The sequence below is a fragment of the Methyloceanibacter sp. genome (assembly GCF_050726195.1).
Classification (GTDB): domain Bacteria; phylum Pseudomonadota; class Alphaproteobacteria; order Rhizobiales; family Methyloligellaceae; genus Methyloceanibacter.
The window spans coordinates 25,321-42,409 of sequence record NZ_JBOHJC010000011.1 but is presented as its reverse complement, the minus strand read 5'-3'; the positions used below and the strand labels follow the sequence as shown (position 1 = coordinate 42,409).

Genomic DNA, 17,089 nt, shown 5'->3' with positions numbered 1-17,089 from the left:
CATCTTCTAGTGCATATACGTACTCGGTGTATTGTGCACTGCAATAGTCAGCGGTCAATTTCCCCAAACACGATATCGATCGATCCGATTACGGCCGCCACATCCGCCAGCATGTGGCCTTTGCACAGGAATTCGAGGGCTGCGAGATGGGCGAAGCTCGGCGCCCTGATCTTGCAGCGGTAAGGCCGGTTGGTGCCGTCGGAGACGAGATAGACGCCAAACTCGCCCTTGGGTGCTTCGATGGCCGCATAGGCCTCGCCTTTGGGCACGTGGTAGCCCTCAGTATAGAGCTTGAAGTGGTGGATCAGGGCCTCCATGGAGGCCTTCATGTGGGCGCGGCGTGGGGGCACCATTTTGTGGTTCTCGACGGTGACCGGCCCAGGCGTCGTGGTCAGCCGCTCGCAGCATTGCTTCATGATGCGGATGGCCTGGCGCATCTCCTCCATGCGGACGAGATAGCGGTCGTAGCAATCGCCGTTCTTGCCGATGGGGATGTCGAACTCAAGCGCGTCGTAGCACTCGTAGGGCTGCGCCTTGCGCAGATCCCAGGCGGCGCCGGAGCCACGCACCATGACGCCGGAAAAGCCGTGCGCCCAGGCGTCCTCCAAGCTCACCACGGCGATGTCGACGTTGCGCTGCTTGAAGATGCGGTTGTCGGTGAGGAGGCCCTCGATGTCGTCGCACACCTTCAGGAACGGGTCGCAGAAGGCATAAATGTCGTCCACTAGCTCCGGCGGGAGATCCTGATGCACGCCGCCGGGACGGAAATAGGCCGCGTGCATGCGGCTGCCGCTGGCGCGTTCATAGAACACCATGAGCTTTTCGCGCTCCTCGAAGCCCCACAGCGGGGGCGTGAGCGCCCCGACATCCATAGCTTGCGTGGTGACGTTGAGAACATGGGACAGCAGCCGCCCGATCTCGGAGTACAGCACGCGGATGAGTTGGGCCCGCTTCGGCACGGTGACGCCGACAAGCTTCTCGACGGCAAGCGCGAAGGCGTGCTCCTGATTCATCGGCGCGACATAATCGAGCCGGTCGAAATAAGGCACCGCCTGGAGATAAGTCTTGTGCTCGATCAGCTTCTCGGTGCCGCGGTGGAGCAGGCCGATATGCGGATCGACGCGCTCGACCACCTCGCCGTCGAGCTCGAGCACGAGGCGCAGCACGCCGTGGGCGGCCGGGTGCTGCGGGCCGAAATTGATGGTGAAGGTGCGCTCGTCGCCTTCGCGCTTGCCGCTGTCGATCGAAGGAGCCTTGGTCTCCATCTCTGCCATCATGCATCAACCTTGGCTTGAGACTTGGCGAGCTTCGCCGTGACGCCGCGATTGAAACGGTCCCAGCCGATGATGAAGCGCTCATGGGTGCCGGAACCAATCTCCTCGACATCGTCATGAGCCCTGAGCTTGAAGCGGGCCCGCGGTCCTCGTACCTCGGTGCACTCCGCCTCGACGGTCACGGTGAAGCCCGGTGGGGTCGCAGCCTTGTGGGAGACGTCGATGTGCACGCCAAGGCTGCCCTCCCCCTCGTCCAGATGCGGCTCAAGCAACTGGACGCAGGTCCACTCCATGAGCCCGACCATGAAGCCGGTGGCGAAGACCTCGGGCATGGCCTGAAGCTGCGGCGCCTCAGGATAGAGGTGCGGCACCGTCTTGGTGACCGGGACCGTGTAGGAGAAGCTGTGTTTCAGGCCGGCTTTGAGGGAAGGCTTCACTGTTCCCCCTTCCGGTCAGGGGCCTCGCCAGCCTTTTCGTCGCCGGGAATGGCGGTGCCCATCCCTTCCCAGGGGCTCAGGAAATCGAAAGTCCTAAATTCCTGGTGGAGATCGACGGGCTCGTACACGACACGCTTGAGCTGATCGTCGTATCTCAGCTCGACGAATCCGGTGAGCGGGAAGTCCTTGCGCAGAGGATGGCCCTGAAAGCCGTAGTCGGTGAGGATGCGGCGCAAGTCGGGATGACTGTCGAACAGGATGCCATAGAGATCGTAGGCCTCTCGCTCGAACCAGTTGGCGGCGGGAAACAGCCCGACAATGCTGGGCACCGGCGTCTCGGCGCTCGCCGTGGTGCGCACGCGGATGCGGTGATTCAGCCATGGGCTCAGCAGGTGGTAGACCACATCGAAACGCTCGTCGCGCTCCGGGTAGTCGACGCCGCAAATGTCGATCAGGCAGCCGAAGCGGCAGCGCCCGTCGTCGCGCAGGAAGGTGATGACCTCCGGAATGCTGTCGCGCTTCACCTCGATGGTGAGCTCGCCGAGGGCCACCTGAAAGCTCGTGAGCTTCGGCCCAAGTTTTCCGGCGAGATAGGCGCCGAGCTTATTGAGGGCGTCGTCCATCAAGGCTCCAAAATCAGAGCGGGCCATTTTAGCGTTCGATCGTTCCGGTCCGCCTGATTTTCTTTTGCAGGAGCAGCACGCCGTAGACGAGCGCTTCGGCCGTCGGCGGGCAACCCGGAACGTAAATGTCCACCGGCACGATGCGGTCGCAACCGCGAACCACAGAGTAGGAGTAGTGGTAGTAGCCGCCGCCATTGGCGCACGAGCCCATAGAGATCACATAGCGCGGCTCGGGCATCTGGTCGTAGACCTTGCGTAATGCCGGCGCCATCTTGTTGCAGAGCGTGCCCGCGACGATCATCACGTCAGACTGGCGCGGGCTGCCGCGCGGCGCGAAGCCGAACCGCTCGAGATCGTAACGGGGCATCGACGCCTGCATCATCTCGATGGCGCAACAGGCTAACCCGAAGGTCATCCACATGAGCGAGCCGGTGCGCGCCCAGTTGATGAGATCGTCGGCGGTGGTGAGGAGAAAGCCCTTGTCGGCGAGCTCGTCTGAGAACACGCCGAAGCTCGTGGCGCCCGGGGTGATCAGGCCGCCAGCCTTCCCTTCGTTCTCGAACCGTGGCTCGGGCATCAATTCCATTCAAGCGCGCCTTTTCGCCACTCATAGATGAAGCCAATGGTCAAAACGGCCAGGAACACGATCATCGACCAGAAGCCCAGCGCGCCTACGTGGTCGAAGGCGACGGCCCAGGGGAACAGGAACGCGACCTCAAGATCGAAGATAATGAACAAAAGCGACACGAGGTAGAAGCGGACGTCGAATTTCATGCGCGCGTCGTCGAAAGCGTCGAAGCCGCATTCATAGGCAGAGACCTTCTCGGGGTCCGGCTTCCTGACGGCGATGACGAACGGCACGAGCAGCAGGATCGTGCAGATCACAAACGCGATGCCGATGAAAATGACGAGTGGCAGATAATCTTGAAGCAGCTGGCCCATGGCTTTTCCGAAGCCTTCTTTTGCGTCCACGGGGCCAAGAATGGCGGGAGTGACGGGACTCGAACCCGCGGCCTCCGGCGTGACAGGCCGGCGCTCTAACCAACTGAGCTACACCCCCTACCGGGCCGTAACCCACGGCCAGAGGCGATATTCCAGCATGTACGGCCTCGGATTCGCCAAGTCAAGGCGAGGCGGAGAAGGGGCATGGGGCGGTTTTCCGCCGTTGCACGGGGACCACGGGCCTCCTACGGCCCCGCGCTTCCGAACCGCTTCAGGTCGTCGAGAATGCTCAAGGCCGCGTTCCGCCCAGGCATCATTGAGACGCCCGGCCCCGGATGACTGCCTGCTCCGCACAGATAAAGCCCTTTCATCGGCCCCCGGTATTGCCCCAAACGCAGGGTCGGCCGCATGGCGCCTTGCTGATAGAGAGTCATGGCGCCGTGCGTCACCGTACCGTGCAAGGCTGAGGTGAGGTCAGCCTCGTAGTCCACGGGCGACATGATCGCCGTGCCGATGATCTTCTCTTGGAGGTCGGGGATGTAGTCCTGGGCAATTTTCTCCAGAACGGCCGTTGCATACGAAACGCGCTCTTTGTGCCAGTCGACGGCGAACGGCACCGTCGTCAGGATGATCTTGAGCGAGGATTTGCGGTGCGGCACGCGGCTCGAATCGAGGCTCGCCTCGTTGACGACGAAGAGCGACGGCTCGCCGGGCAGCCGATCGGCGCGAATGGCGCAGAAGGCCTCGGCGAGCCCGTCCGTCGACCGCGGCATGAGATGGACCTGCGTCGCCCGCGACGGTTCGTCGCCGGCGCGGTAGGTCGCCGGCGCGGAAAGCGCAAGATAAATGCCCATCTGCGAGACGCCGAGCTCGTACGCTTCGATCTCCTCGACCATGGGTCGATCGAGGCCGGCCCCCTGCAACAGTTGCAGGATGAGATGGCGAGGGTGGATGCTGGAGGCGATGCATCCGGCGCGGACGCATTCTCCGCCGGCAAGCTCTACGCCGGCGGCGGCCCCGTTTTCTATGAGAATTCGCGCTACGGGGGCGCCCGTGCGAATTTCGCCGCCGTACCGGGCGAGGCAGGCCGCCAGCGCCGCCGGCAGGCGCCCCATGCCGCCTTTGACCGCGCGGTTGCCTGCATCCTGAATGACCGAAAGGAAGAGAAGGGCAAAGGCCGCGCCACCGGCGTCGTCCGGCGCAAATCCCGCATGGCCGGCAAAATCAGCCATCAGGTCGCGCATCGCTTCCGATTCGAAGGTCTCCGCGGCCCACGAGCGCACTGACTGCAGGCGAAGACGGAGGCGTTCCTGGCCGTGCGGATCGTTCTCGAGCCCCGTGGTTATGGCGCCAGGGGGACGCGGCGGGCTCTCGAGTTCCTGGCGCAGATGCTGCTTATCCGACAGGTACCCGGCATAGAGCGCCCGCCATGCATCGGCATCGCGCGACGAGAACTTGGCGATACTCGCACAGGTCCCATCAAGGGTTGCATGGATGCTGAGGCAGCGGTTGTCCGGGAAGACTTTGCTGAGGGACACCTCGGGGCGGATCAGCTCGAGCCCGAGGCCCTGTAAGCCAAGCTCGTCCGCGGCCGAGGAGAGGTTGGCGAGTTGGTATCCGCTGGCATGGACGTCCGTGTGGAACCCAGGGAGGACAAGCTCCCTGGTGCTCGTCATGCCACCGATGGCGGCTTTCGCCTCAACCACCAGCACGCGCAGTCCTACCTTTGCCAAATAGCACGCGCAGGTCAGGCCATTGTGCCCGGCACCGACGACGATGGCGTCATAGTGCGTCATTCAATCCTGGATTCCCTCAACTCCGGCCTGACGCTACGCGCAGCCAGAAGCGCGAAGCGAAAATGGCCTGCCAAGCCGAAGCTCGCGAAGGAAATGCCCGCCGTCGGCCTAACGGGCTCCGCGCGGCTGCGCCACGCGAAGCCCGAAGGGCGAAGCGTGGTGGGCGGTGACAGGCTCGAACTGCCGACATCCACGGTGTAAACGTGGCGCTCTACCAACTGAGCTAACCGCCCATGCCAAGGGACCAGCGATAGAGCAACCGGGCGCGGTTGCCTATGCTGCAAATAAGAAGGGCGAAGCCCCGCGCAAAGCGGCGAGGCCCCGCCCTTCGAAAAACTCTGCGCGGTCAGGCCTTAGCCGTTGACGGCCTCTTTGAGAGCCTTGCCGGCGCGGAACTTCGGCACACGGGAGGCCGGAATATGCACCTCAGCGCCGGTGCGCGGGTTGCGGCCAGTGGAGGCTTTGCGCTGCGCGACCTGGAAATTGCCAAAGCCGACGATGCGCACAACGTCTCCGCCCTTCAGGGCTCTCTCGATGTTCTTGAACGTCGCGTCCACGGCCTTCTCGGCCGCATCTTTCGACAATTCAGATTCCTTCGCCACGTGGGCTACCAGCTCAGCTTTGTTCACGGGTCATCATCCTTTCGCTCGGCCCCAATCGCAGGGCAGCCATATCATGCCCTCGAGGCCGCTTTGGGTACGCTCCGATTCACAAACAAGTGGTGTATGACTGGCGCAAAAAACGCGGAAAATCAACAAATATGGACCAGCCCTGTGCACAAGGCCGGACCACGCGATTGAGGCAAATCGACGGCGGAATGCGCCGTCACAGCGATCAGTGGGCCGTGAGACCGGCCGACGGCTCGTCCTTTGACGGGACGACCTGCGCTGCCCCCTCGCCCTCCTCTTCCCAGACGATCGGCTGGGGCGGACGGGTGAAGGCGATCTTCAGCACCTCCTCCACGCGCGACACCGGTAGAATATCGAGCGCATTCTTAAGCGCATCTGGTATCTCCGTGAGATCCTTGACGTTTTCCTCAGGGATAATCACGGTCTTAATGCCAGCGCGCAGCGCCGCAAGGAGCTTCTCCTTGAGCCCGCCGATGGGGAGCACACGGCCGCGAAGGGTGATCTCGCCGGTCATGGCCACCTCCCGCTTCACCGGGATTCCGCTCATCATCGAGATGATGGCCGTCACCATGGCGACGCCGGCGGACGGACCGTCTTTCGGGGTGGCCCCTTCGGGTACGTGAACGTGGATATCCCGCTTTTCGAACAAAGGCGGCTCGATGCCGAAATCCACGGCCCTTGAGCGCACATAGGCGTTGGCGGCCTGGATCGATTCCTTCATGACATCGCGCAGGTTGCCGGTCACGGTCATCTTGCCCTTGCCGGGCATCATCACGCCCTCGACGGTGAGGATCTCGCCGCCGACCTCGGTCCAGGCAAGGCCGGTGACCACGCCGACCTGGTCCTCAAGCTCGGCCTCGCCATAGCGGAATTTCGGCACGCCAAGATAGTCCTCAAGGTTCTTGCGCGAGACGCGCACCGACTTCTTCTTGGTGGTGAGCAGCTCCTTCACCGACTTCCGAGCGAGCTTGGCGATCTCGCGCTCGAGGCTGCGAACGCCCGCCTCGCGGGTGTAGCGACGGATCATCTCTTGCAGCGCGTCGTCCTCAAGGGTGAACTCCTCGGCCTCGAGGCCGTGGTTCTTGGTCTGCTCGGGGATCAGGTGGCGACGGGCGATCTCGACCTTCTCGTCCTCGGTGTAGCCGGCGATGCGAATGATCTCCATGCGGTCCATCAAGGCCGGCGGGATGTTGAGCGTGTTCGCCGTGGTCACGAACATCACGTTGGAGAGGTCGTAATCCACCTCCAGATAGTGGTCGTTGAACGTGTGGTTCTGCTCCGGATCGAGCACTTCGAGCAGGGCCGAGGCCGGATCGCCGCGGAAGTCGGCGCCCATCTTGTCGATCTCGTCCAGCAGGAACAACGGGTTGACCTTCTTGGCCTTGCGCATCGACTGGATCACCTTGCCGGGCATCGAGCCGATATAGGTGCGGCGGTGGCCCCTGATTTCGGCCTCGTCGCGGACGCCGCCAAGGCTCATGCGCACGAACTCGCGGCCCGTCGCGCGGGCGATCGACTTGCCGAGCGAGGTCTTGCCGACGCCGGGCGGGCCGACCAGGCACAGGATCGGACCTTTCAGCATGTTGGTGCGGTTCTGCACCGCGAGATACTCGACGATGCGGTCCTTGACCTTCTCGAGCCCGTAATGGTCCTCGTCGAGGATTTTCTGGGCGTCGTCGAGGTCGCGCTTGATCTTGTTTTTGACGCCCCAGGGGATCGTCAGCAGCCAGTCGAGATAGTTGCGCACCACCGTGGCCTCGGCCGACATCGGGCTCATCTGGCGGAGCTTCTTGAGCTCGCCAAGAGCCTTCTCGCGTGCCTCGCGGGACAGCTTGGTCTTCTCGATCTTCTGCTCGATCTCGGCGAGGTCGTCGCGGCCCTCCTCGCTGTCGCCAAGCTCCTTCTGAATCGCCTTCATCTGCTCGTTCAGGTAGTACTCGCGCTGCGTCTTCTCCATCTGACGCTTGACGCGGCTCCTGATCTTGCGTTCGACCTGAAGGACCGAGATCTCGCTCTCCATCAGGGTGAAGACGCGCTCCAGCCGCTCGGAGACCGAGGTGATCTCGAGGAGCTGCTGCTTCTCGGCGATCTTGATGGCGAGATGCGAGGCAATGGTGTCGGCGAGCTTGGAATAGTCCTCGATCTGGCTCGCGGTGCCGAGCACCTCGGGCGAGATCTTCTTGTTGAGCTTCACATAGCTTTCGAACTGGGACACGACCGAGCGGGCGAGCGCCTCGATCTCCTCCTCCGAGCCAAGGGTCTCCGCGACACGCTCCGTCTCGGCCTCGAAATAGGCTTCGTTTTCGGTGTAGCGCTTGATGACGGCGCGGCGGGTCCCCTCGACCAGCACCTTCACCGTGCCGTCCGGCAGCTTGAGCAGCTGGAGCACCGAGGCAAGCGTGCCCATGTCGTAGATGCCGTCGGCGGCGGGTTCATCGTCGCTCGCGTTCTTCTGGGCGACGAGCAGGATATGCTTATCCGAGCGCATCACTTCTTCGAGAGCCGCGATCGACTTCTCGCGGCCGACGAAGAGCGGCACGATCATGTAGGGGAATACAACAATGTCGCGGAGCGGCAGCACCGGGTAAAGCTCCGGCGCACCTTCTGTGGTTACGGCCGGTTTCGGATCAGTCATGGGCAGTTCCGTCGCTTTCTTTTTGGGCGGTACCGTGACGGCAGTCCGCACCTACGTTCTAAGTCCCCTCCCCAAGGGCCGCTACCTGGAAGCATTGTCCCGGCAACGGCCGGGGCAGGCACTGCGGCATGTTGGCTCGCCGGCCCTCGTAAGTGGCGACCTCCGGTGCCGCAGTCAAGTGGCCTTTCCCAGGAGACGCAAGCCGAATTCCAGCCAATTTGAGCGGGATTCGCGCCTCCCTTCAAGCGGTGATTGGCGGCCTATGCTCAGGCGCTCGAGCCGAGCTCCTCATGCCGCTCGGAATAGATGCGCAAGGGACGCGCCTTGCCCTCAACCACTTCGTGGCTGATGACGATCTCCTCCACCCCACGCATGCTCGGCAACTCAAACATCGTATCGAGCAGAATGCCTTCCATGATGGACCTGAGGCCGCGCGCGCCCGTCTTGCGATCGATCGCCTTCTTGGAGATGGTCCGCAGCGCCTCCTCGGCGAAGGAGAGCTGCACGTCCTCCATTTCGAACAGACGTTGATACTGCCTGACCAGCGCATTCTTCGGCTCGGTCAGGATACGGATCAAAGCTTCCTCGTCGAGGTCGTCGAGTGTGGCGATCACCGGAACGCGGCCGATGAACTCGGGAATAAGACCAAACTTCAGCAGGTCCTCGGGTTCGACACCTCTCAGGATGTCGCCGGTGCGCCGCTCGTCGACGGCCTCCACCTTGGCGCCGAAGCCGATCGACGTGGACCGGCCGCGGGCGGAGATGATCCTCTCGAGACCGGCGAACGCGCCGCCGCACACGAACAGAATATTCGTCGTGTCGACCTGGAGAAATTCTTGCTGCGGGTGCTTGCGTCCGCCTTGCGGGGGTACCGACGCAACGGTCCCTTCCATGATCTTGAGCAGAGCCTGCTGCACGCCTTCGCCCGACACGTCGCGGGTAATCGACGGGTTGTCCGACTTGCGGCTGATCTTGTCGACCTCATCGATATAGACGATGCCGCGCTGCGCGCGCTCGACGTTGTAGTCGGCGGCTTGAAGCAGCTTCAGAATGATGTTCTCGACGTCCTCGCCGACATACCCCGCTTCAGTGAGCGTCGTGGCATCGGCCATGGTGAAGGGCACGTCGAGAATTCGAGCGAGCGTCTGCGCGAGCAGCGTTTTGCCGCAGCCGGTGGGCCCGATCAGAAGGATGTTCGACTTGGCAAGCTCGACGTCGGAATTCTTGCCCGAGTGCGCGAGCCGCTTGTAGTGGTTGTGCACGGCGACCGACAACACGCGTTTGGCGTAGTCCTGGCCGATCACGTAGTCGTCGAGGACCGCGCAGATCTCCATGGGAGTGGGCACGCCGTCCCGCGACTTCACGAGGGAGCTCTTGTTCTCCTCGCGAATGATGTCCATGCAAAGCTCGACGCATTCATCGCAGATGAACACGGTCGGCCCGGCAATAAGCTTGCGAACCTCGTGCTGACTCTTGCCGCAGAAAGAGCAGTAGAGGGTGTTCTTCGAATCTGTGCCGCTCACCTTGCTCATTCGCTCATCCAATTCTTCTTAGTTTCCTCGGCGCCGGCGGCCACCCGCCCACGCGCCAGCCGCTTTCTGTCCTGCCTTGCAAGTGTGAGCTTCTCCTCTCGGGAAGGCTGCCCGTTGAGCAATCTCAGCATGCTAAGGCGTCACTGATCAAGGATTGATTAATCCCACTGACAGCTTGGGGACGCGTCCCCGTGGGCGCCTGACCATGCAGGCTCCATGCCTTACACGCACGCTACGTGAACGAGGTCCCCAATTCGTCGGTTAGCCCTAACGGAGGCTGGACCAGCTCCGGGGGCGATGCGAGCCGGCTCTAGGAGACGGGAGTGAGTTTCTCGAGCTTCTCCTCGATCGGGTGCCGCTTGTTGATCACCTCGTCGACGAGGCCGAACTTCCGCGCATCCTCGGCCGACATGAAGTAATCACGGTCGAGCGTCTTCTCAATGGTCTCGTAGTCCTGGCCGGTGTGGCGCACATAGACCTCGTTGAGACGCCGCTTCATCTTGATGATGTCTTCGGCATGACGCTCGATGTCGCTCGCCTGGCCTTGGAAGCCGCCCGAGGGCTGATGCAGCATGACGCGTGCGTTGGGTAGCGCATAGCGCATGCCCTTCTCGCCGGCGCACAGCAGCAACGATCCCATGGAAGCGGCCTGACCTATGCATAGCGTGGCCACCGGAGGCCGCACGAACTGCATGGTGTCGTAAACCGCCATGCCGGAGGTCACGACGCCGCCGGGCGAGTTGATATACATGGAGATCTCTTTCTTCGGGTTCTCCGCCTCCAGAAACAGAAGCTGCGCGGTGATCAGCGAGGCCACGTGATCCTCGATCGGGCCGGTGACGAAGATGATCCGCTCCTTCAGCAGGCGTGAATAGATGTCGTAGGCACGCTCGCCGCGGTTGGTCTGTTCAACCACCATGGGAACGAGGGTGCTCATGAAAGTGTCGGCCGGATGCTTCATGGGTTGTCTCTTCGCCTCTTCGGCGCACTGGAGGGCAGCGATTCTCTCGGATTCGCCCTACTACATATGGGGTCGGGCCCCGAAACGGAAGAGGCCATAATGCCCCGCCCCCGTGCGTTCCATTCGCTCAGTCGTGCTTGTGGCCGTGGTGATGACCATGGTCATCGCCATGGTCATGACCGCGATGATGGTCATGGTCATGATCATGGTCGTGACCATGGCGATGATGATGGCCGTGCTCGTCGTCCGGATCGGCGTAGAGGTCCTCGCCGCTAACCGGCCTCTCCGTCACCTTCGCCAGCTCCAGGATATAGTCCACCACCTTGTCCTCGAAGATCGGCGCCCTGAGCTCCGCCAGCACCTCCGGATGGTTGCGGTAGAAGTCGTAAACCTGCCGCTCTTGCCCGGGGAACTGCCTGATGCGCTCGAGAAGCGCCCGGTTTACCTCCTCGTCGGTGACGGTGATTTGGTTGCGTTGGCCGATCTCCGACAGCAGCAGTCCCAGCCTGACCCGCCGCGCGGCGATGTCATGATACTCCTGGCGCGCCTTCTCCTCCGTGGTGCCCTCGTCTTCAAAGGTCTTCTTGGACTGCTCAAGGTCCTTCGTCACCTGTGTCCAGATCGCCTCGAACTCGTTGTCGACAAGGGTCGGGGGAAGGTCGAATGCATGGGCCTCGTTGAGGGCATCGAGCAGCGCACGCTTGACCTTAAGACGCGAGGCCATGGCGCGGTCCTGCTCCATGCGCGCCTTGACGGTCTCGCGCAGCTTGTCCACGGACTCCACGCCGAGGCTCTTGGCGAACTCGTCGTCCAAGGCCGGTGTCTCCGGCGCGGCGACCTCTTTCACCTTGACCTCGAACCGCGCGGTCTTGCCGGCGAGTTTGGTTTCCGCGTAATCGGCGGGAAAGGTCGCGTCGACGTCGCGTGCTTCGCCTGCCTTGACGCCGATCAGCCCCTCCTCGAAGCCCGGAATGAAGCCACCGCGGCCGAGCAGGATCGGCGCGTCCTCGGCGCTGCCACCCTGGAAGACCTCGCCGTCGATCTTGCCAACGAAGTCGATGGTCACCCGGTCGCCCTTCTGGGCGGCGCCGTCCTTCGGCTTGTAATTCTGGTTGGTGGCAAGGATGCGCTCGATCGACTTGCCGACGTCCTCGTCGGTGACAGGGGCGACCGGGCGCTCCAGGGCAAGCTTGCCGAGGTCCATGACCTCGACCTTGGGCAACACCTCGAAGGACAGCGTGTAAGCAAGGTCGCCGGTGCCGGCGAAGATCTGATCGATCTCGGCCTCGTCCTCGGGGAGGGCGACCTTCGGTTGAAATGCCGGCCGCTCTTCGCGCTGGGACAGCGCCTCGCGGCTCGTCTCGGCCACGGCCTGCTGCACGACCTCGGCCATGACCGAGCGGCCATAGACCTTGCGCAGATGCTCTTTGGGCACGTGGCCTGGCCTGAAGCCCTTGATCTTCGCCTTGCCCTTGAGCTCGTCGAGGCGCGCGGAGAGCCGCTGTTCGAGCTCGGCTGCGCCGATGACGACTTTCAACTGACGGCGCAAACCGTCTTCATTCGTTTCAATGACGTTCATACCCGTCTCAATCCACCATCGTTCAGCGCCTTGGGCGCCTCAATTTGCTTCAAACCATCCAACGAGGTTGGTTGGTGCGGGCGGAGGGAGTTGAACCCCCACGGCCGAAGCCACCAGAACCTAAATCTGGCGTGTCTACCAGTTTCACCACGCCCGCGTCCAAGGATCACCGGCACGGGACGCGCCGGGACCCCGCCCCGGCGGTCTATATACACAGCGGGTTCCCCGGCTGCTAGCCCATGGGGCCCTCGTTTTGTCCCCCCGCATCCCATCCATGGTTCGCCTCGCCGGGGGGGCGTGGAACGGTATGCTTCCGGCGTCGCCTTTCGTGCAATTTCCGCGTCTTGCGGTGGCTGATCGCCCTCATTAGGTTGCACGGGAAGAAGATTCCGAAGGCCCCCCGTGTCCTACCGCAACGGCATTATCGAGGCGATCGGCAACACGCCGCTGATCAAGCTCAAGCGCGCGTCCGAGGAGACCGGCTGCACCATCCTCGGCAAGGCCGAGTTCATGAATCCCGGCCAGTCGGTGAAGGACCGCGCGGCGCTCTTCATCATTCGTGACGCGCTCAACGCGGGCAGGCTCAATCCCGGCGGCACGGTGGTCGAAGGCACGGCCGGCAATACCGGCATCGGCCTCGCCCTTGTCGGCAACGCGCTGGGCTTGAAGACTGTCATCGTCATCCCCGAGACGCAGTCGGACGAGAAAAAGGACATGCTGCGGCTGACCGGCGCTGAGCTGATCGAGGTCCCCGCGGTCCCCTACAAAGACCCGAACAACTACGTGAAATATTCCGGCCGCCTCGCCGAGCAACTTGCGCGCACGGAGCCGAACGGCGCGGTCTGGGCGAACCAGTTCGACAACGTGGCAAACCGCCAAGGCCATATCGAGACGACGGCGCAGGAGATTTGGCACGACCTCGATGGCAGAGTGGACGGCTTCATCTGCGCGGTGGGGACCGGTGGCACCCTTGCCGGCGTGTCAATGGGCCTCAAGGAGCACAACAAGGACGTGGTGATCGGTCTCGCCGACCCCATGGGGGCTGCGCTCTACAATTACTACAAGCACGGCGTGCTGAAGGCGGAAGGCAGCTCCATCACCGAGGGCATCGGCCAAGGGCGCATCACCGCCAACCTCGAAGGCGCCCAGATCGACGAGGCCTACCAGATCCCCGACGCCGAGGCGCTGCCCGTTGTCTTTGATCTGTTGAGCGAGGAAGGCCTTTGCCTCGGCGGCTCGAGCGGCATCAACGTGGCAGGCGCCGTCCGCCTTGCCCGGGACATGGGGCCCGGCCATACCATTGTCACCGTGCTTTGCGACTACGGCACCCGTTACCAAAGCAGGCTGTTCAACCCCGAATTCCTGCGCGAGAAAGGTCTGCCGGTGCCCCAATGGCTCGACCAGGGACAGGCGGTTCCGGCGCCCAGGGTGTTCGTTTAGCGAAGAATTGGAGTTGGGAATTTGTCGACGCCGAAGACATGGTTGATTGAGACGGACGAACTTGAGCGTGAGTTGGATGCGCCCGACGTCGTGATCATCGACGCCACTTGGTACATGCCGAACGAGGGCAAGGACGCGCGCGCCGAATATGTAGAGGAGCATATTCCCGGCGCGATCTTCTTCGACATCGACGAAATCGCCGACACCAAGAGCTCCATGCCCCACATGCTGCCGCCGCCGGAGAAGTTCTCCTCGCGCATGCGCAGCATGGGTGTTGGCGACGGGTCGCGCATCGTGGTCTACGATAGGGCGGGCATGTACAGCGCGCCGCGCGTGTGGTGGATGTTCCGCGTCATGGGTGTCGACGACGTGAGCGTGCTGAACGGCGGCCTGCCAAAATGGAAGCGGGAGGGCCGTCCGCTCGTGACGGGAGAGCCGGCGGCGCGGACCACCCGGCACTTCACGGCGCGGCGCAATCTCGACCTCCTACGCGACGTCGATGACATCAAAGGCGTGATCAACGACAAGTCGGCAATCATCGTCGACGCACGCTCGCCGGAAAGGTTCGCGGGACGAGCGCCAGAGCCGCGTCCTGGCCTGCGCTCCGGCCACATACCCGGGGCGCACAACGTACCCTACAGCCAGGTTCTCAACACCGACGGCACACTCAAATCGGCGGCGGAGATACAAGAGGTGTTCGAGGCGGCAGGGGTCGATCCGCAAAAGCCGGTGGTGACGAGTTGCGGGTCCGGCATTACCGCCTGCGTATTGGCGCTCGCACTCGCCGAGTCAGGCCATCGCCGCGCCTCGGTCTATGACGGCTCGTGGGCGGAATGGGGCGCTAATGAGAGCCTTCCCATCGAGACCGGTTGACGCCGGTCAAAGGACCCCTTACCCCGGCCAAAGGCTCACATGAGCAAACCCAAAAGGCCTCGAAAACAGGATACGACGCTGGCGCACGGCGGCCGCGACCCAGCGCGCTATCATGGCTTCGTCAACACGCCGATCTTTCGCGGCTCAACCATTCTGTTCCCCAGCCTCGCGTGTCTCGAAGAGAATTCACAGGAGTATAGCTACGGGCGCCTTGGCACGCCCACGGTGCAAGCGCTCCAGTCGGTGATCGCCGAGTTGGAAGACGGGCATGCCACGTTGCTGACGCCGTCCGGGCTTACCGCGATCGCGACGGCGCTGCTCTCCTTCGTCTCCGCCGGAGACCACATCCTTGTTTCTGACAGCGTCTACCGGCCGACGCGGCGTTTTTGCGACAACGTGTTGAAGCGGCTCGGAATCACGACGACGTATTACGATCCCCTCGTCGGTGGCGGCATCGCCGAACTGATCACCGACAAGACGAAGGTCGTGTTTGCCGAGTCGCCGGGGTCGCAGACCTTCGAGGTGCAGGACGTTCCCGCCATCGCCGAAGCGGCGCATGCACGCGGCGCTATTGTCATTCTCGACAATACCTGGGCGACACCGCTCTATTACAAGTCCTTCGACCACGGCGCCGACGTGTCGATCCAGTCGGCAACCAAATATATCGGCGGTCATGCCGACGCCATGCTCGGCGCCATCACCATGACAAAGGACACGACGCAAGCGGTGGCAAAGACGCACGACGAGTTTGGCTTATGTCCGGGGCCGGAAGACGTCTATCTCGGTTTGCGCGGCTTGCGAAGTCTCAGTGTCCGGCTCGAGCGTCATCAGAAATCGGGGTTGGCCCTAGCCGAGTGGCTCAAGGCGCGCCCTGAAGTGGCGCGCGTCATCCATCCGGCGCTGCCCGGCGACAGCGGGCACGCGCTGTGGCAACGCGACTTTACCGGCGCGTCCGGCCTCTTTTCGATTGTGCTGAAGCCCTGCTCGCATGAGGCGGTGGCCGCGATGGTCGACAGGCTCGAATTGTTCGGCATGGGCTACTCGTGGGGCGGCTTCGAGAGCCTGATTTTACCCTTCGATCCACGCACTTATCGCACGGCAACCACGTGGGATGAGAAAGGCCCGGCGCTCCGCCTGCATGTGGGGCTGGAAGACGTCGAAGACTTGAAAGCCGATCTCGAGGCGGGCTTCGCCAGGCTCGCCGCCCGCGCCTAGCGCTTCTTCTTCTTTGCGGGGACCGGCTCCGCGGGCTCGGCTTCTTCGAGCCGATAGGCTGCGAGAGTATTGTCCAGCATCATCGGAATCAGCACCGTGTTTGTCCCGGGGATGAGGGTGAGGTTGGCGCTTCCCTGATTGAGGTTGATGAGCTGATCCGCCTTGCCCTTGGAGTCGATGCGGTAAAGGGCTCCCGCCGCCCAATCAGTGACGAGGTAGACGCCGGGTTCTAGCGCCTCGAGCCCATCGAGATTGCCGATCGGCTCGCCTTTGCCCAGAGGCGTCACGCTCTGGTCCTCGATCGTCACGGCGAGCAGGCCGGCAAGCTCCTGCTTTTGACCTTGGCTCGGCATTCTGCCGAATGAGGCGACGATAAGCTTGTCGCCTTGGACGAGGAGGCCGTTCGGCCCCTTCAACGCGTCGTCGGCGAACCACGGTTCGAAAGCGCCGTCCTTGAGCCGCCAGATCGCGTTCATGGGCGTGTCGGTGACGTAGACCGTTCCGTCTTCGGCGACAGCCACGTCATTCAGGAAGATCGCGCCATTTGCCTTGTGACGCTTGGCGATGCGGCCAGAGGCTGCATTGATCTCGACGAGCTCATCGACGTCGGCGACATAGAGGGTACGGTCGCGTAGCGCGAGACCGGCCGGCGCATTCAGGCCCTTCACCCATTCCCGCTCGAGGATCGTGCCGTTCGGCTTGATCCTGGTGATGAAGCCGTTGCCGTCCTTCTGCATGACGGCGCCATTGATGTTGCTGACATAGAACACGTCGGTGACCGGGTCGTAGACGACGGATTCGGGCTGGGCCAGACCCTTGGCTTCCCATATGAGCTTCGGCCCGGCGGCGTGCGCGGCGTTTACGAGGATCAGAGTCAGAACAAGGCCAAGAATCAGACGCATGACGCCACCCTGCGCGGTCTCTCCAAAGAAATGGCGATCCCGGCAGGATTCGAACCTGCAACCCTCTGTTTAGAAGGTTGCCGGGCATCGAAAACGCCGCGATCCGCAACGCTTGTATTCGCCAGAAGTGTACCCTGCTGGGCCGGGATGCGCCATGACGGCGCAGCGGTGGTGGGCGGCGAAATCTATCCCCCGGGTGAAGTGTCCCGGCATGCCGATTGAGGCAGCTCCGCGACGTGAAGTTCTACACC

The 17,089-nt window shown here is 62.9% G+C and carries 15 protein-coding genes and 3 tRNA genes; 3 read left to right on the top strand and 15 right to left on the bottom strand.

Features of this window, described 5'->3' with window-relative positions; all coding sequences use genetic code 11:
- Positions 1–47 precede the first annotated feature (47 nt).
- The 14 genes from ACRECX_RS09365 to ACRECX_RS09300 form a co-directional block, all read right to left on the bottom strand.
- The gene (locus ACRECX_RS09365; protein WP_431558628.1) at positions 48–1,274 is read right to left on the bottom strand and encodes an NADH-quinone oxidoreductase subunit D; all 1,227 of its coding nucleotides are present in this window, start codon (positions 1,272–1,274) and stop codon (positions 48–50) included.
- Complete coding sequence (locus tag ACRECX_RS09360; RefSeq protein WP_431558564.1) at positions 1,274–1,711, bottom strand: thioesterase family protein; 438 nt, start codon at positions 1,709–1,711, stop codon at positions 1,274–1,276. Before ACRECX_RS09360 ends, ACRECX_RS09365 begins: the two co-directional genes overlap by 1 nt.
- A complete protein-coding gene (locus ACRECX_RS09355; protein WP_431558563.1) occupies positions 1,708–2,334 on the bottom strand; it encodes an NADH-quinone oxidoreductase subunit C in 627 nt (208 codons plus the stop codon). Before ACRECX_RS09355 ends, ACRECX_RS09360 begins: the two co-directional genes overlap by 4 nt.
- A 28-nt stretch (positions 2,335–2,362) precedes the next feature.
- Positions 2,363–2,920 carry a NuoB/complex I 20 kDa subunit family protein gene (locus ACRECX_RS09350; protein WP_431558562.1) on the bottom strand — a complete coding sequence of 186 codons (558 nt, stop codon included), beginning with the start codon at positions 2,918–2,920 and terminating at the stop codon, positions 2,363–2,365.
- Positions 2,911–3,276 carry an NADH-quinone oxidoreductase subunit A gene (locus ACRECX_RS09345; protein WP_431558561.1) on the bottom strand — a complete coding sequence of 122 codons (366 nt, stop codon included), beginning with the start codon at positions 3,274–3,276 and terminating at the stop codon, positions 2,911–2,913. The genes ACRECX_RS09350 and ACRECX_RS09345 overlap by 10 nt, the downstream gene beginning before the upstream one ends.
- Positions 3,277–3,317: 41 nt before the next feature.
- Positions 3,318–3,394 (bottom strand) — tRNA-Asp (locus ACRECX_RS09340).
- A 127-nt stretch (positions 3,395–3,521) separates the two neighbouring features.
- On the bottom strand, positions 3,522–5,072 hold the full coding sequence (locus ACRECX_RS09335; RefSeq protein ID WP_431558560.1) for a phytoene desaturase family protein: 1,551 nt from the start codon (positions 5,070–5,072) through the stop codon (positions 3,522–3,524).
- Between the two features lie 157 nt (positions 5,073–5,229).
- Positions 5,230–5,305: transfer RNA gene (locus ACRECX_RS09330), tRNA-Val, on the bottom strand.
- Between the two features lie 120 nt (positions 5,306–5,425).
- The gene (locus ACRECX_RS09325; protein WP_431558559.1) at positions 5,426–5,701 is read right to left on the bottom strand and encodes an HU family DNA-binding protein; all 276 of its coding nucleotides are present in this window, start codon (positions 5,699–5,701) and stop codon (positions 5,426–5,428) included.
- Between the two features lie 205 nt (positions 5,702–5,906).
- The gene (gene lon, locus ACRECX_RS09320) at positions 5,907–8,336 is read right to left on the bottom strand and encodes an endopeptidase La (RefSeq protein WP_431558558.1); all 2,430 of its coding nucleotides are present in this window, start codon (positions 8,334–8,336) and stop codon (positions 5,907–5,909) included.
- A gap of 266 nt (positions 8,337–8,602) precedes the next feature.
- Entirely contained in the window at positions 8,603–9,868 is a 1,266-nt protein-coding gene (clpX, locus tag ACRECX_RS09315) for an ATP-dependent Clp protease ATP-binding subunit ClpX (RefSeq protein WP_431558557.1), read from the bottom strand.
- 310 nt (positions 9,869–10,178) lie between these two features.
- Positions 10,179–10,829, bottom strand: a complete 651-nt coding sequence (gene clpP, locus ACRECX_RS09310; RefSeq protein ID WP_431558556.1) for an ATP-dependent Clp endopeptidase proteolytic subunit ClpP — start codon at positions 10,827–10,829, stop codon at positions 10,179–10,181.
- 127 nt (positions 10,830–10,956) lie between these two features.
- Positions 10,957–12,408, bottom strand: coding sequence for a trigger factor (tig, locus tag ACRECX_RS09305; protein WP_431558555.1), 1,452 nt, complete (start codon positions 12,406–12,408; stop codon positions 10,957–10,959).
- Between the two features lie 72 nt (positions 12,409–12,480).
- Positions 12,481–12,565 (bottom strand) — tRNA-Leu (locus tag ACRECX_RS09300).
- Positions 12,566–12,810: 245 nt separating this feature from the next.
- Between ACRECX_RS09300 and ACRECX_RS09295 the strand changes: the two genes are divergently transcribed.
- The 3 genes from ACRECX_RS09295 to metC are packed head-to-tail and all read left to right on the top strand — an operon-like array spanning position 12,811 to position 15,936.
- Positions 12,811–13,848 (top strand): cysteine synthase A, encoded by a 1,038-nt coding sequence (locus ACRECX_RS09295; RefSeq protein ID WP_431558554.1) that lies wholly within the window; start codon positions 12,811–12,813, stop codon positions 13,846–13,848.
- A gap of 42 nt (positions 13,849–13,890) precedes the next feature.
- Entirely contained in the window at positions 13,891–14,721 is an 831-nt protein-coding gene (sseA, locus tag ACRECX_RS09290; protein WP_431558553.1) for a 3-mercaptopyruvate sulfurtransferase, read from the top strand.
- A gap of 39 nt (positions 14,722–14,760) precedes the next feature.
- Positions 14,761–15,936: a cystathionine beta-lyase gene (gene metC / locus ACRECX_RS09285; RefSeq protein WP_431558552.1), complete on the top strand. Its 1,176-nt coding sequence runs from the start codon at positions 14,761–14,763 to the stop codon at positions 15,934–15,936.
- On the opposite strand, the gene ACRECX_RS09280 is transcribed toward metC, so the two are convergent.
- Positions 15,933–16,838 (bottom strand): SMP-30/gluconolactonase/LRE family protein, encoded by a 906-nt coding sequence (locus tag ACRECX_RS09280; protein ID WP_431558551.1) that lies wholly within the window; start codon positions 16,836–16,838, stop codon positions 15,933–15,935. The two genes, metC and ACRECX_RS09280, sit on opposite strands and share 4 nt — an antisense overlap.
- Positions 16,839–17,089 lie beyond the last annotated feature (251 nt).